Annotated in this window: 16 protein-coding genes; 5 read left to right on the forward strand and 11 right to left on the reverse strand. The window is 61.3% G+C overall.

The genetic code is table 11. From position 1 onward, the window contains the following. Positions 1-21 precede the first annotated feature (21 nt). On the forward strand, positions 22-609 hold the full coding sequence (locus tag P7F28_RS31500; RefSeq protein WP_277189190.1) for a hypothetical protein: 588 nt from the start codon (positions 22-24) through the stop codon (positions 607-609). Here the strand turns inward: P7F28_RS31500 and P7F28_RS31505 are convergent. The 3 genes from P7F28_RS31505 to P7F28_RS31515 form a co-directional block, all read right to left on the reverse strand. Continuing rightward, on the reverse strand, positions 606-1,139 hold the full coding sequence (locus P7F28_RS31505) for a YMGG-like glycine zipper-containing protein (RefSeq protein ID WP_277189191.1): 534 nt from the start codon (positions 1,137-1,139) through the stop codon (positions 606-608). The genes P7F28_RS31500 and P7F28_RS31505 overlap by 4 nt on opposite strands. Positions 1,140-1,161: 22 nt before the next feature. Continuing rightward, positions 1,162-1,524, reverse strand: a complete 363-nt coding sequence (locus tag P7F28_RS31510; RefSeq protein WP_277189192.1) for a hypothetical protein — start codon at positions 1,522-1,524, stop codon at positions 1,162-1,164. Positions 1,525-1,707: 183 nt separating this feature from the next. Continuing rightward, positions 1,708-2,511: a DeoR/GlpR family DNA-binding transcription regulator gene (locus tag P7F28_RS31515; RefSeq protein WP_277189193.1), complete on the reverse strand. Its 804-nt coding sequence runs from the start codon at positions 2,509-2,511 to the stop codon at positions 1,708-1,710. A 36-nt stretch (positions 2,512-2,547) separates the two neighbouring features. Here P7F28_RS31515 and P7F28_RS31520 point away from each other — a divergent pair, with 36 nt between their 5' ends. Next, positions 2,548-3,141, forward strand: coding sequence for an NUDIX domain-containing protein (locus P7F28_RS31520; protein ID WP_277189194.1), 594 nt, complete (start codon positions 2,548-2,550; stop codon positions 3,139-3,141). Here the strand turns inward: P7F28_RS31520 and modC are convergent. From modC to modA, 3 genes are read right to left on the reverse strand one after another with little or no spacing between them, the layout of a single operon-like run. Next, positions 3,116-4,237 carry a molybdenum ABC transporter ATP-binding protein gene (modC, locus tag P7F28_RS31525; RefSeq protein WP_277189195.1) on the reverse strand — a complete coding sequence of 374 codons (1,122 nt, stop codon included), beginning with the start codon at positions 4,235-4,237 and terminating at the stop codon, positions 3,116-3,118. The two genes, P7F28_RS31520 and modC, sit on opposite strands and share 26 nt — an antisense overlap. Beyond that, complete coding sequence (gene modB / locus P7F28_RS31530) at positions 4,230-4,910, reverse strand: molybdate ABC transporter permease subunit (RefSeq protein ID WP_277189254.1); 681 nt, start codon at positions 4,908-4,910, stop codon at positions 4,230-4,232. Before modB ends, modC begins: the two co-directional genes overlap by 8 nt. Positions 4,911-4,922: 12 nt before the next feature. Then, positions 4,923-5,678 (reverse strand): molybdate ABC transporter substrate-binding protein, encoded by a 756-nt coding sequence (gene modA, locus P7F28_RS31535; RefSeq protein WP_277189196.1) that lies wholly within the window; start codon positions 5,676-5,678, stop codon positions 4,923-4,925. A gap of 289 nt (positions 5,679-5,967) precedes the next feature. On the opposite strand from modA, the gene P7F28_RS31540 reads away from it, so the two are divergent. The 3 genes from P7F28_RS31540 to P7F28_RS31550 all read left to right on the forward strand — a co-directional run bounded on the left by P7F28_RS31540 (position 5,968) and on the right by P7F28_RS31550 (position 7,755). Next, positions 5,968-6,765 (forward strand): enoyl-CoA hydratase/isomerase family protein, encoded by a 798-nt coding sequence (locus tag P7F28_RS31540; RefSeq protein ID WP_277189197.1) that lies wholly within the window; start codon positions 5,968-5,970, stop codon positions 6,763-6,765. Positions 6,766-6,771: 6 nt separating this feature from the next. Continuing rightward, positions 6,772-7,437, forward strand: a complete 666-nt coding sequence (locus P7F28_RS31545) for a glutathione S-transferase family protein (protein WP_277189199.1) — start codon at positions 6,772-6,774, stop codon at positions 7,435-7,437. A gap of 132 nt (positions 7,438-7,569) precedes the next feature. Then, complete coding sequence (locus P7F28_RS31550) at positions 7,570-7,755, forward strand: hypothetical protein (RefSeq protein WP_277189200.1); 186 nt, start codon at positions 7,570-7,572, stop codon at positions 7,753-7,755. A 285-nt stretch (positions 7,756-8,040) separates the two neighbouring features. Here the strand turns inward: P7F28_RS31550 and P7F28_RS31555 are convergent, their stop codons facing one another. The 5 genes from P7F28_RS31555 to P7F28_RS31575 all read right to left on the reverse strand — a co-directional run bounded on the left by P7F28_RS31555 (position 8,041) and on the right by P7F28_RS31575 (position 13,011). Continuing rightward, positions 8,041-8,919, reverse strand: a complete 879-nt coding sequence (locus tag P7F28_RS31555) for a nucleotidyl transferase AbiEii/AbiGii toxin family protein (RefSeq protein WP_277189201.1) — start codon at positions 8,917-8,919, stop codon at positions 8,041-8,043. After that, positions 8,888-9,922, reverse strand: coding sequence for a type IV toxin-antitoxin system AbiEi family antitoxin (locus P7F28_RS31560; RefSeq protein ID WP_277189202.1), 1,035 nt, complete (start codon positions 9,920-9,922; stop codon positions 8,888-8,890). The genes P7F28_RS31555 and P7F28_RS31560 overlap by 32 nt, the downstream gene beginning before the upstream one ends. 282 nt (positions 9,923-10,204) lie before the next feature. Continuing rightward, positions 10,205-10,528 (reverse strand): cytochrome c, encoded by a 324-nt coding sequence (locus tag P7F28_RS31565; RefSeq protein ID WP_277189203.1) that lies wholly within the window; start codon positions 10,526-10,528, stop codon positions 10,205-10,207. After that, positions 10,525-11,817, reverse strand: a complete 1,293-nt coding sequence (locus P7F28_RS31570) for a sorbosone dehydrogenase family protein (protein ID WP_277189204.1) — start codon at positions 11,815-11,817, stop codon at positions 10,525-10,527. The genes P7F28_RS31565 and P7F28_RS31570 overlap by 4 nt, the downstream gene beginning before the upstream one ends. 435 nt (positions 11,818-12,252) lie before the next feature. Then, positions 12,253-13,011 (reverse strand): hypothetical protein, encoded by a 759-nt coding sequence (locus P7F28_RS31575; protein WP_277189205.1) that lies wholly within the window; start codon positions 13,009-13,011, stop codon positions 12,253-12,255. Positions 13,012-13,105: the final 94 nt, after the last annotated feature.

Consider the following 13,105-nt stretch of genomic DNA (forward strand, 5'->3'; position numbering starts at 1 on the left):
TGGCGTTCTGTGGAGGGGAAAATGGACAGTGGTGAAGCAAAGGTACGTTCCTGGACGATAGGCGGTTTGATCTTGCTCGGCGTCCTGGATGTCATTGTGGTCGCTGTCATGTTCTGTGACTTTCGGCACGCGGCCGCCGACAAACCGGTGATGGACACGCTGGTAAAAGGCCTCGGCATCATCGGCGCGTCGGCGTTTTTCGCATACAGGGTAGCGTCCGGAAGCCTTGCGGCTTCACTCAGCTTGACGATGGAAGTAACGCAGCATCGAACGGAAGATGGCGTGAAAGCCGCAACGACGCTGATCGTCGAGCGTGGCGACCTTTACTCCGTAGAGATCAAGGAGATTTATCTGCAGGTGAACGGCGGATATAGAACCGGCGTGCCCTTCAAGGCGGCCGGACGCGAAACGTATCACCTGAGTCCGCATGAACGGACGCAATATGGCGTCTGGTGTTCATTGGAGGCCGGCAAGGAAAATATAGTGACGGCCGTGGTCGTGTACAAACAACAGTACTTCCCTGCGCCAGAGGCCCATGCGTACGCGAGCGCGATTGTGTATGTGAAGCCGCACTGCAAAATCACGGCAGAAGCGGCTCCCCAAACTTAATACGACCCCGGCGGCGGCTGCCACCCCGGAGGAGGCGGCGGAGGCGGCGGCGTGGTGTACGCCGCACCCGCCGATGGCTGCACGGTGCGCACGCCGCCACGCACCGGCACCTTATCGCCCGCTGCGTACATACATTGCAGATACGCGTAGTCGTAACGCTGCTGCACGTTATAGCCCGATGCCTGCGATGTGCCCATACCGATCGCGCTGCCGGTCAGCAAACCTGCGCCCGCGCCGATGGCCGCGCCCGTCCCGCCACCGAACGCCGCGCCCGCTGCCGCGCCCAGCGCCGTGCCGACCACCGCGCTTCCGACCGCGCTATTGGTCGCGGCTGTGTTGGCATCGACACCGCCGACCTGCTGCAAAGCGAACTGGCGACAGGAACCGTCGTCGGAGCGGAATTGATCGAATGTCTTGTTGGAACCCGGCAGCGCCATCACGCTCGGTCCGGTCGGCATCACGGTACAGGCCGAAAGTGATACGCCGAGCGCCGCGAGAATCAGCGCGAGCCGTGATGTGTTCGTGTTCATGCGAAATCGCTTCATGGCTCGCCTAGTTCGATGGCTGCGGCGACGCAGGCACTTCGCGCCATCCGCTGCTGCATTGCTTCACATACGGGTAGTACGCCTTCGCGGACTCGCAGTAGTACCACGTGCCGGGCTGCTGCGCGGGCGCGCCGGGATCGGCGGCGGGCGCTTGTCCCTGTTCGACGTAGGTGACCGGCGCGGGCGGCTGGGGCGGCGCGACATAAACGGGCGGCGGCGGATAGTAGTAATACGGCACAGGCGGCGCGTACGGGTAATAAACCGGTCCGCCGACATACACGCCGACGCGGGCCCACGCATACGCGTTGCCGGCGATACAAGCCGTGCCGACGACCGACAGCGCGATCAAAGCCTTGATGAGGCGGTTCACGACGGTCTCCAGAAAAAATGTTCGCTGATTCGGGATGTCCGGCAAATTCCGGACTCCCTTGCTGCCGTTGAGCGGCCGATGTCGGCCCAATATCAAACGCTAAGCCACTTCGAAGAGAATTTCAATTACACGCACTGGCGCGAATTTTTCTGGCTGTTACGAGATAACAAAGCGTTGAAAGTTTTAAGCATGCACTACGCTGATTCCCGCCTTCTCCAGCGGCTCAGTGAGCTTCGTATCGGTCGATGCTTCGACGATCACGGTCTGCGCCAGCTCGATCCCGCCAATCCGATACGCCGACGCCGCATTCAACTTCGCCGCCGATGCGAGCACCACGGTTTCCGCCGCCCGCGCCGCCAACGCGCGTTTGACGTGCGCTTCTTCGAAATCGCCAGTCGATAAACCCGCTTGCGCGTGCACGCCGGTGACGCCCATGAAATACAGATCGGCGTTGATATGCGACATCGCTTCGACGGCAGCGGCGCCGACCGTGACGATGGAGTGCTTGTACAGCTTGCCGCCGATCAACACGACATCGACCGATGGATGTTCGGCCAGCGCGACTGCCACGCTCGGACTATGCGTGACGACCGTCGCCGCGAGATTCGCGGGCAATTGCTGCACGAGCAGCGCGGACGTGGTGCCGCCGTCGATGATGACGACCTGACCCGGCGCGATCATCTCCGCCGCGCGCCGCGCGATTTGCCGCTTCGCGTCCGACTCCATTTCCTGCCGCCGCGCGAACGATGCCGTAGCCGGCGACGCGGGCAGCGCGCCGCCGTGTACGCGTTGCAGCAGACCTTCGGCGGCAAGCTCGCGCAGATCGCGCCGCACGGTGTCTTCGGACACGCCGAAGCTCGCACTGAGTTCCGTCGCCAGCACGTGGCCGTCGCGTTTGAGCGCGTCGAGGATGGCTTTCTTGCGTTGGCTCGTCAACATAGGTTTGCACGAAATATCTTGATATTGCACGAAACTGCACGCTACCATGATCGCATCGAAAAGTCGATGAGGAGACCAATCACCATGAGCAAGACCCAGGAACGCGTGCGCGTACTCGATACCACCATCCTGTCGGACGACTGGTACGTGCTGCGAAAAGTGACCTTCGATTTTCAGCGGCGCGATGGCACGTGGCAGCGTCAGAGTCGCGAAACGTACGATCGCGGCAATGGCGCGACCATTCTTCTGCATAACCCGAAGACCGGCACGGTGCTGCTGACGCGCCAGTTCCGCATGCCCGCGTTCGTCAACGATCACGACGGCATGCTGATCGAAGCGCCGGGCGGATTGCTCGATAACGCGTCACCGGAGGACCGGATTCGCGCGGAAGTGGAAGAGGAGACGGGTTATCGCGTGCAACACATCGAAAAGGTTTTCGAGGCGTTTATGAGTCCGGGATCGGTGACCGAGAAGCTTTACTTCTATCTCGGCGAATACGACGGTTCAATGCGCGTGAATGATGGCGGCGGCGTGGCGGAAGAGGGCGAGGAAATCGAAGTGCTCGAAGTGCCGTTAAGCGAAGCGATGAAGATGATCGAGCGCGGGGAGATCATGGATGGCAAGACGATTATGTTGTTGCAGCATGTGGCGCTCAGGCAAGCAACGAAACCGCTTTAACCTGGGCCCAAACCTGCATCCCGACTTTGATCTCCAGCCTTTCGATCGAATATCGCGTAATCCGCGCGAGCAGCGGCGAGCCATCGACATCGAGACGCACGACCACTTGCGCGGGCGTGGCATCGTCGGCGATTTCGATCACTTTGGCGGGCAGCACGTTCAGCACGCTGCTGAATTCGTGTTCGTAGATGCCGGTCATCAGACTCACGTCACGCGCTTTCACGGTGATGCGCATTGGCTTGCCCGCATCGAGCGGAGCGTGGACGAATTTGAGCGCAGCGCGGTTGCCGGGCAGCATCAAAGAGAGCAGACCGTATCGGCTGTCGTGATCCGCGACCACGCCTTCCAGCACGACGGAAGCATCGTCGATAAAAGCGAGCGGCAGGTCCAGACGCGCGAGCGTATCGGCGATCGGGCCGCTGGCGAGCGCGCGGCCCGCTTCGAGCAGCACCAGATGATCGGCCAGCCGCGCCACTTCTTCGGGCGCGTGGCTGACGTAGAGCATCGGGATATCGAGTTCGTCGTGAAGGCGTTCGAGGTACGGCAGGATTTCGAGCTTGCGTTTCTGATCGAGCGATGCAAGCGGTTCATCGAGCAAAAGTAATCGCGGACTCGTCAGCAGCGCCCGCGCGATCCCCACGCGCTGCCGCTCGCCGCCCGACAATCCCGCCGGCATGCGCTCAAGCAGTTGCCCGATGCCGAGCAGTTCCGCCGCCTGCGCCAGATCGACGCGACGCTGCGCGGCCGGCACGCGCTCGAGGCCGTATCGCAGATTCTTCTGCACGCTCAAGTGCGGAAACAGGCTCGCTTCCTGAAAGACGTAGCCGAGCGGGCGCTTGTGCGTCGGCAGAAAAATGTCGCGTTCGGTATCGAGCCAGACTTCGCCGTTGACGACGAGCTTGCCTTGCTTCGGCCGCGCCAGTCCCGCAAGACATCGCAATAACGTAGTCTTGCCCGAACCCGAATGGCCGAAGATCGCGGTCACGCCGCGTCCGGGCAAAGTGAGATCGAGATCGAGCGTGAAGTCGTGATGATCGACCAAAAAGCGCGCTTCGATTGCGCTGGCGGAATCGCGTTGAGAAGCGAGTTCAGACATGAGCCGATGCAGTCCGTCTGCGCGAGTAAAGCAGCAGAAGAATGATGAACGAAAACACCACCATGCCGCCCGCGAGCCAGTGCGCCTGCGCGTATTCGAGCGCTTCGACGTGATCGTAAATCTGCACGGAGACCACGCGCGTCCTGCCCGGAATATTGCCGCCGATCATCAGCACCACGCCGAATTCGCCGACGGTATGCGCAAAGCCGAGAATCGTCGCCGTGACGATGCCCGGCCGCGCGAGCGGCAGCGCCACCGTGAAAAATGTATCCCACGGTCCGGCGCGTAACGTGGCTGCAGCTTCCAGCGGACGGCTGCCGATGGCATCGAACGCGTTCTGCAAGGGCTGCACGACGAAGGGCATCGAATAGATGACGGAGCCGCACACGAGACCCGCGAACGTGAACGGCAACAAGCCGATGCCCAGCGTCTGCGTGAACTTGCCGACCACGCCGTTCGGTCCCATCAACACGAGCAGATAGAAGCCGATGACCGTCGGCGGCAGCACCAGCGGCAGCGCCACCACCGCGCCGACGATGCCCTTCATGCGCGAGCGCGTGCGTGCAAGCCACCACGCGATCGGCGTGCCGATGACGAGCAACAGCGCCGTCGTCAGCGACGCCAGTTCCAGCGTCAGCGTGACGGCCTGAATATCGGCGCTATCGAACGGCAAGAGCATTGCGAATTACAGTTGATAGCCGAATGATTTGATGACGGCAGCCGCCTTCGGACCCTTCAGATAGTCTTCGAATTGCTTCGCGACCGGATTGTCCTTGCCCTTGTTCAGGATGACCGCGTCCTGCTTGATCGGTTCGTGAAGATCGGCGGGCACGAGCCATGCGGAGCCGTTCGTGATTTTGCCGTCCTTGTAGATTTGCGACAGCGCGACGAAGCCCAGTTCCGCGTTGCCGGTCGCGACGAACTGCTGCGTCTGCGAGATGTTCTGACCTTCGACGACCTTCGGCTTGATCGCATCGGTCAGGCCGAGTTTGTCGAGCGTCTGATAAGCGGCGAGGCCATACGGCGCGGCTTTCGGATTGGCAATCGCGATGTGCGTGAACGCGTTCTTCTTCAGCACGTCGCCTTTGTCATCGACATAACCGTCTTTCGCCGACCACAGCGCGAGCGCGCCGGTGGCGTACGTGAAGCGGCTGCCCGGCACGGTCATGCCTTCTTTTTCGAGCTTGGCGGGCGTGGTGTCATCGGCGGCGAGGAACACTTCGAAGGGCGCGCCGTTCTTGATCTGCGCGTAGAACTGGCCGGTCGCACCGAACGATGCCACCACCTTATTGCCGGTGTCCTTCTCAAAATCGGCGGCGATGGCTTGCACGGGCGCAGTGAAATTGGCCGCGACGGCGACCTGCACTTCACCGGCAAATGCCGACGATGCAGCCGCGCCGATCGCGACGGCAAGCAAGGCGCGCAAGAGACGAGTCTTCACGTAAAGCTCCTGTATTTTGTTGATTGGGCTTCTTGATGACGCTGCCGCAGGTCCAGAGCGGGCGCGGTGCGCACCGTAATATATACGACTATATTGCGTTCGCGCATGTCCGCCCCGTGACATGATGGGTATTGGACTGATCGGATGATTGTGTGCTTTTGGCTTTGTGAGTGTGGCTCATAGATATGAGTTGACCTTCCAGCCATTTTTAGTCGAAACTTATTGAACGACGCGGCGAATCATCGACTTAAAACTGAGCGATGCTCAATTCAGCCGCAGGAGACGACTCATGACCGATGCAATGAATCTGCAACGCCTGAAGATCGCGGTAGACGGGCGCATCGCGCGCGTGACGCTGGATCGGCCCGATGTGCGCAACGCGTTCGACGACGCCACCATCGTCGAACTGACCGCCGCTTTCCGCGCGCTCAACGACGACGCCACCGTGCGCGTGATCGTGCTCGCGGCAAACGGCCCGGCGTTCTGCGCGGGCGCGGACCTCAATTACATGAAGCGCATGGCGGACTATTCGGAAGCGGAAAATCGCGCCGATGCACTGAGTCTCGCGACCATGCTCAACACCATTTACACGAGCGCGAAGCCCGTAATCGCGCGCGTCCAGGGCGATGCCTACGCGGGCGGCATGGGCCTGGTCGCCGCGTGCGATATCGCGGTGACGGCGGACAGCGCGCAGTTTTGTCTGTCGGAAGCGCGGCTTGGTTTGATGCCCGCGACCATCGCCCCGTACGTGATTCGCGCGATGGGCGCGCGCGCCGCGCATCGCTACTTCGTGACGGCCGAACGTTTCGATGCAAACGAAGCGCTGCGCATCGGCTTCGTGCATCAGATCGCCAGCGCCGATCAACTCGATGCGACCGTCGATGCGATCGCGAGTGCGGTGGCATCGAATAGTCCGAATGCGGTGCGCGAGTGCAAGTTACTTGTCGCGGATCTCGCGGAAAAGACCATCGACGAAGCGCTGATTGCGGATACGGCGGAACGTATTGCGCGGATTCGTGCATCGGATGAAGGGCGCGAGGGCGTGCGCAGTTTCCTCGAAAAGCGCAAGCCTTCGTGGCTCGCGTAGACGCAGATGATTACGCTGCATCATTGCGTCAGCGCGCGTTCGTTCAGGCCGCTTTGGGCGCTGGAAGAAATCGGTGTGCCGTATGAATTGAAGATGCTGCCGTTTCCGCCGCGCGTGCATGCGCGCGCGTTCATGGAGGTGAATCCGCTCGGCACCATTCCCGCTTTCATCGACGATGCGCTTTTCATGACCGAATCCGCCGCGATCTGCCAGTATCTGGCGGCGCGCTATTCGCCGGGCGCGCTCGATGTTGCCCCGCATGAAGCGGAGTTCGGGCGCTATCTCAACTTCCTGCATTTCGGCGAAGCGACGCTCACGTTTCCGCAGACGCTTGTGCTTCGATACACGCAGTTGGAACCGCCGGAGCGTCGTCAGCCGCAAGTCGCTGAAGACTATGCGAAGTGGTTTCTGTCGCGATTGAGCAAGCTCGCGCCCTTGCTCGAACAACAGGACTATCTCTGCGCGGGCCGCTTTACGGCTGCGGACATTTCCGTCGGCTATGCGCTGATGCTGGCGCAGCATATTGGTCTCGATGATCGCTTCGCGCCGCCCATCGCACAGTATTGGACGCGCTTGCAGGCACGCGACGGCTTTATCCGCGCGATGCGTGCACAGGACGCCGCCGCTCGAGCGCAAGGCGTCTCCCCGCTCGCCGCCCCCGATACCCGCTGATCTCACCCTCCTTCAAGTCCCTCCGTCGGTAGGGTCGTGCGAAACGCCGCGCGGCCTTAACCTTCATCTCAAGCGCTGACGTTCAAGGCGCAAAAAACGGAAACGGGGGTTTCACTTGACGAGGCACCGGCTATGTACGTCCTATCCTGGCTCTTTGCGATGTTGATCGCGTTGCTTGCGACCAGCACGATCGTATTCGCGCTGCCGCAGTCGGCATCCGATGAACTCAGCGCGGCAACCGCACCGCAATCGATCTTCAGCGTCGAGACCAATCGCATGAGCACGTTGTTTGCCTCGTGCGCGACGGATCAGGACTAGGACTTGGACCGGTGAGGGACCCAAATCACGGCGCATTGTCGGGCGTGCAATGCAAGTGGTGTGAAAACAAGCAGTTGCAGCAGTACCTAAAATGATATCCACAGGCTTGTGAACAAAAACTGTGGACAACGACCAGTGACAATCGAAGCCGGGGTGCTTCGTGCAGAAAACCCCAACCCGCGTAGACGGGGCGAGCGGGGAGACTAGTTCACATGACAAACGGGATCGATGAATCCCGGACAGCACACCCAACTTCGCCCGGGGCCGGGTTGGGCGTTTCACCCCTCAGAACAACTCTCTGACAAAGGCGGCCAGCAACGCGTCCGAATCGTCGATGAAACCACCGAGTTGCATCGCGGCGCGTGCCTGGAAGTCTTGCCGCAGCGTTTCGTATGTTTTGGGCGTTTGCAGCAACTCACGCAGCGCGGCATACGTCGCGGGATACGCGAGGTCACGTATCTCGCGGCCGAGCAAGCCGGCGGCGGCCAGCGTGACATCGAAGTTCGCCGCTTCGAGCAGGTCTATCGCGTGGGCGTAGGTGCGTTCGGCGTTTCCTGCATCGAAATAATTGCGAAGCACGAAGAGGAGGTCGGTGGCATCGGTATTCTTTTTCAGCCGCCGATCCATCCACGCGAACAATTTGAGCAGCACGAATGCGGGCAGCGTCACGACCGGCACCTCGAGTCCTTCGCCTATATCAATCGGCTGCGCGGTATCGACTGCCTCCTGAAAACCGAGCACCGTCATGACGATATCGCCATCCGGTGGCCAGCGGATCTCGCCAGCCGGCGCTTCGATCGGACCGAAAGGCACGATATCCAGTTCGCTTTCGTATGCGTCCGCGCGTGGTTTGAACAGCAGCTTCTGCTGTTGCTTCGGATGACGACGGAAGCGCTGCGTCTGCACGAGCGTGTCGATGAGCGCATCGTGGAACGGCCAGCTTATTGCGCAGATGGCGATATCGACATCGCGCGTGGCGACGCTGGATTTGAGGCCGTGCAGATGCCACATCAGCATGTCGCGCGCGGTCGCGCCCGCGAGCACGAAACCCGCGCCCACCGATGCGCACGCGTCCTTCACGTCGCGCAGCAACGCGATCGTCAGCGGATCGACGGGGCGATCGGCGGGGATTTTATGCGGGATCGCTGGCGAGGTATCGGTCATAGAGCGTTTGCGCGACGGCGCGATGGCGGTCATCGCCGGACATGATCAGATCGGCATAGACCAGCAGCGGATGGACGACTTCGCGATTTGGTAAATTCCAGCCCGCTTCCGCTTTTTCAGGCCAGAACGCGTCCAGAATTTCGACATGGCCTACATTGGCGGGCCGCAGCAATCCCTTCGCCATCAGATTCGGCGTGATGCCGCCGTGCACGTAAAGCGTCAGCGATGCGGGCTTGATCTCGTGCGTCAGCATATCCGCGCCGGTCTCGCCGCCGACGCGCGCTTCGCTGTACCAATCTTTCTCTTTCCTCAGGCTGATGAACCGGCGCGACCCAAGCTTCGGACGCAGACGCGTCGGATACAGAGTCACCCAATCCTCGATCAACCGCCGCCGATCCGCAATCACCCGCTGCCCGCCTTTGACCACGACGAGGCCGCGCTCCATCAGATCGTCCATCGCCAGATTGACGGTGTTCAGCGCCACCGCCGACTGCGCCGCAATCGTTCGATACGGCTCCTGCGCCAAACCCGGCCGCGTTAGCAACGCGAAGGTCACGCGCAAGCCTTTCGGCGTGGTCGAACGCGACGTCTGATCCGTGCGATTCAGCGTCGGCTGCGCGCGCCCGACGATCATGATCGTGGCTTCCGGCTCTTGGAGATAGACGTTGCCGGCGGTATCGAGAAAAGGGATGTTTGCGGCGATCAAACTCTCCGCGAGTTTCGGCGTGACGTGCTGCGTGACGAGCATCAGCGGGCGCGCATCGTCATGCGCGGGCTGCGAAACCATGCGATTGACGATGGCGTTTGCGCCATGCGCGCCCGCTTTAATCAGCACGGGCATATCGATTCGCTTTCCCGCGATGGTGAAGCGAATCCACGCATCGCCGTTTTTAGTCGATGCGTGCGGCGCGGCCTGGTAATGGCGCGTGGCATCGGCAAATGCCTGGCAGGCAAGTGTCAGCGCTTGCTGTTCGGCGGCGGTCGGGCGGTTGGATTGAGTCATATGGATGTACGTTTTTATCTAATGTACGCTTAAAACGTACAGCAGGCAAATAACGTACATGCGTATGTTCATCCTGAAATGTACTTGAAAAACGTACAGACGGGAAAAAGCATACAGCGATAGGCGAAAAAAAAGCCCGCTCATGAGAGCGGGCTTGAATCCATATCGGTTGAGACATGGAGGAGACAAGAGTTAGTATAAACCCTTAATCCCCCAAGTCAAGCCCGAAAACAAAGAATTTTGCAATCGGGATGATTGCGAGCATCAATGACGCCGATGCCCTCACTGCTTTTCGCCCAGGCTGTGATAGTACGCCGCAAGATTGGCGATATCCGCATCGGACAGATTTTTGGCCATCACCGACATCATCTCGTTCTGGCGCGCGCCCGAGCGAAAGTCGCCGAGCGCCTTGGTCAGATACTCCTCCGTCTGACCCGCGAGGTTCGGCGCGTCCGGCTGTTTCGACAACCCGTCGATGCCGTGACACGCCGCGCACTGCGCCGCCTTCACGCGCCCCGCCTTGATATCGCCCGCCGCGAACGAGCTCAGCGATACCGCCGCCAGCAGCATGCCGACCCACGCGTGCTTCACTTCGCACCCGCTCATTTCGCACCCGTATAAGAGATGCGATAGATCGCGCCGGCGTAATCGTCCGAAACGAGCAGCGAGCCGTCTTGCAGCATCTGCACATCGACCGGGCGGCCCATATATTCGCCGCTCGGCGTGAGCCAGCCTTCCGCGAAAACTTCCGCTTCGCCCGCGGTGCCATCGTCTTTGATGGGGATATACATGATGCGCGCGCCGATCGGCTTGGTGCGGTTCCACGAGCCGTGTTCCGCATCGAAAATGCCGCCTTGGTACTTCTGCGGGAACTGCTTGCCGTTGTAGAACGACATGCCGAGGTCGGCGGCGTGCGCAGCGAACTCAACCTGCGGGAAAGTGAGATTCGCGGGCGGCGTTTCGTCCTTGTATTCGACTGTGCGCACCTTGCCGCCGCCGTACCACGGGAAGCCAAAGTTCTGTCCCGCCGCGGTTGCGTGATTCAGCTCGCCGGGCGGGATATCGTCACCCATGCCATCTACCTGGTTATCCGTGAACCACAGCGTCTTGTCCTTTTGATTGAAGTCGAGGCCGACCGAATTACGAATGCCATGCGCATAGATTTCGCGATTCTTGCCGTCCTGATCCATCCGGATAATGCCCGCCAGCCCCGCCTTGTTCAGCTCGGGCCATTTGTCCTTGGCCGGAACATTCCACGGCTGACCCAGCGCGATATACAACTTCTTGTCCGGCCCGATGCGGCAATAACGCGCGCCGTGATTGAAGCTCTCGAACTGCGTCGGAATCAGCTTGCCTTGCGGCACGACGACGGCAGCGGCCACGTCCGGCCCGCCTTCGCCGAAGAATTGCGCGGCCGGAAACCCGAGCACGCGATTCTGCTCGACCACATAGAGCACGCCATCGGGCGAGAAGCACACGCCGTTGGGCACCTTGAACGTCACCGCCGATGCAAACTGCGCCACATCGCTGGCTACGCGCTGATGCGTGCGATCGGTCACCTGCCACACGCGATTCTTGCGCGTGCCGACGAATACCACGCCCGTCGATGGCTCGATCGCCATTGCGCGCGCTTCGGGCACGATCGCGTACAGGTCGATCTTGAAGCCGGGCGGCAGCTTGATCTGTTCGAGATTCTTGCGCAGCGCATCGGCGGTCGGGCCGCCTTGCGGGATGGTTTCGGCAGGCGCGGTGGTGCCGGTGGTGCGGAAGTTGGACATCGTCTGGACGTTGTCCTTCGGGGCGGCGGGCTGCGCGGGTTGTGCCGCGTGCGCCGCCGATACACACGCGAGCATCGCGCCGGCGGCCAGAGGTAAGAGCTTGAGCGTTGCGTTCATCGGCTTGTCTCCTGTTCATCGACCCAACCGGACGCGGATTCATCCGGCTTCGGTTCTATAGAAAGCTGTTCTTGGCTTCTGGGGGCTAGAGGGTCTGTGCACTCGCAAACAGCCACGCGTTGCCCCTTTGGGGCAACCCTTCGGGAACGCCCGAACTCGGCCTCATGGCGGCTTCGTGCGTCGCTTGTTTGGCTAACCAAACGGCACTCCTTACTTCTTGCCCTGAGGCCGATTTCGAACGTTCGCGTAACTGTTTGCGAGTGCACAGACCCTCGAACAACAAGACTGCAACTTCGCTCGGGGCGCGCGGCCTGCACCGGCCAGGGGCACGCACGCCACGATTTCACACTTTGGGCTCAATTATCTTAGGACACATTTCGCTCAGTTAAGCAATGGACGAGTTGTTTTTTGCATGCCCGTACGATGAGACGGCATCTATTTCCGGCCATCGAAAAGGAACACGTTGCTGCGGTCCGGACTCGGCAACGCGACCAGCAGACGCGGTCCGTCAAGCACCGCATTGCCCTTGACGGTCGCGTCGGGAAGCGGGCAGGGAGCAGGTCCGAAGGTGACCGAAACGTCGTAGGCATTGGTGCCCGGATGCGCCGCCACGGTGCCCTTGAAGATGCAGCCCGATGTCGTGGTGCCGGCGAGGTAGCCATCGCCCGCCACGGTGATGCGCGTTTCGGTCACGCCGCCGAGCGCCATGCCGCGCCCGCTGTACAAGCCGCCCGCGTTGGCCTGGCTCGGCGCGATATCGAGCATCGGTGCGGCGGCTACGCCGTATTCGAGATCAGGACTGCCGTCTTTATTGACGACCGCGCCGGTGACGGACGGCGCATGCGCGAAGTTCGCGATAAAGGTGACGGGCTTGGCGGGCGCCGCGCCGACGCGGTAATCCAGCGCGTTGTTGCTGGCGAAGCGCCCGTCGCTGGTCTGCGCGCCGTTCGTGGCGACCGCGACGCCCGCGAGGTTCGTGCCGCTCGCGCTGCCATAGAAGAGATACGCGGTGCCGTCGAACAACATAAGCAGCGTGGCGTCCATCGTGCTGCCCTTGAGCGAGCCTTTATAGACGCCGCCCGATGGCATGGTCGTGGTGATGGTGCCGGGTGGCGGCGTCGAACCCGGCTGGTTGGTCGAACAGGCAACGAGCGAACAGCACAGTGCGGCGGCGTAAAACGCGGTTCTTGTCATTCAAGGCTCCGGTCGCGGTCGATGCCACTGTATATGCGCAATCGCGTGCGCAGGTCAAGCACGGCGGCGCCCTCATTCAGCGCTCATTCAACAT

Origin of the sequence: Caballeronia sp. BR00000012568055 (genome assembly GCF_029439455.1) — a bacterium.
In the GTDB taxonomy this organism is placed as follows: domain Bacteria; phylum Pseudomonadota; class Gammaproteobacteria; order Burkholderiales; family Burkholderiaceae; genus Caballeronia.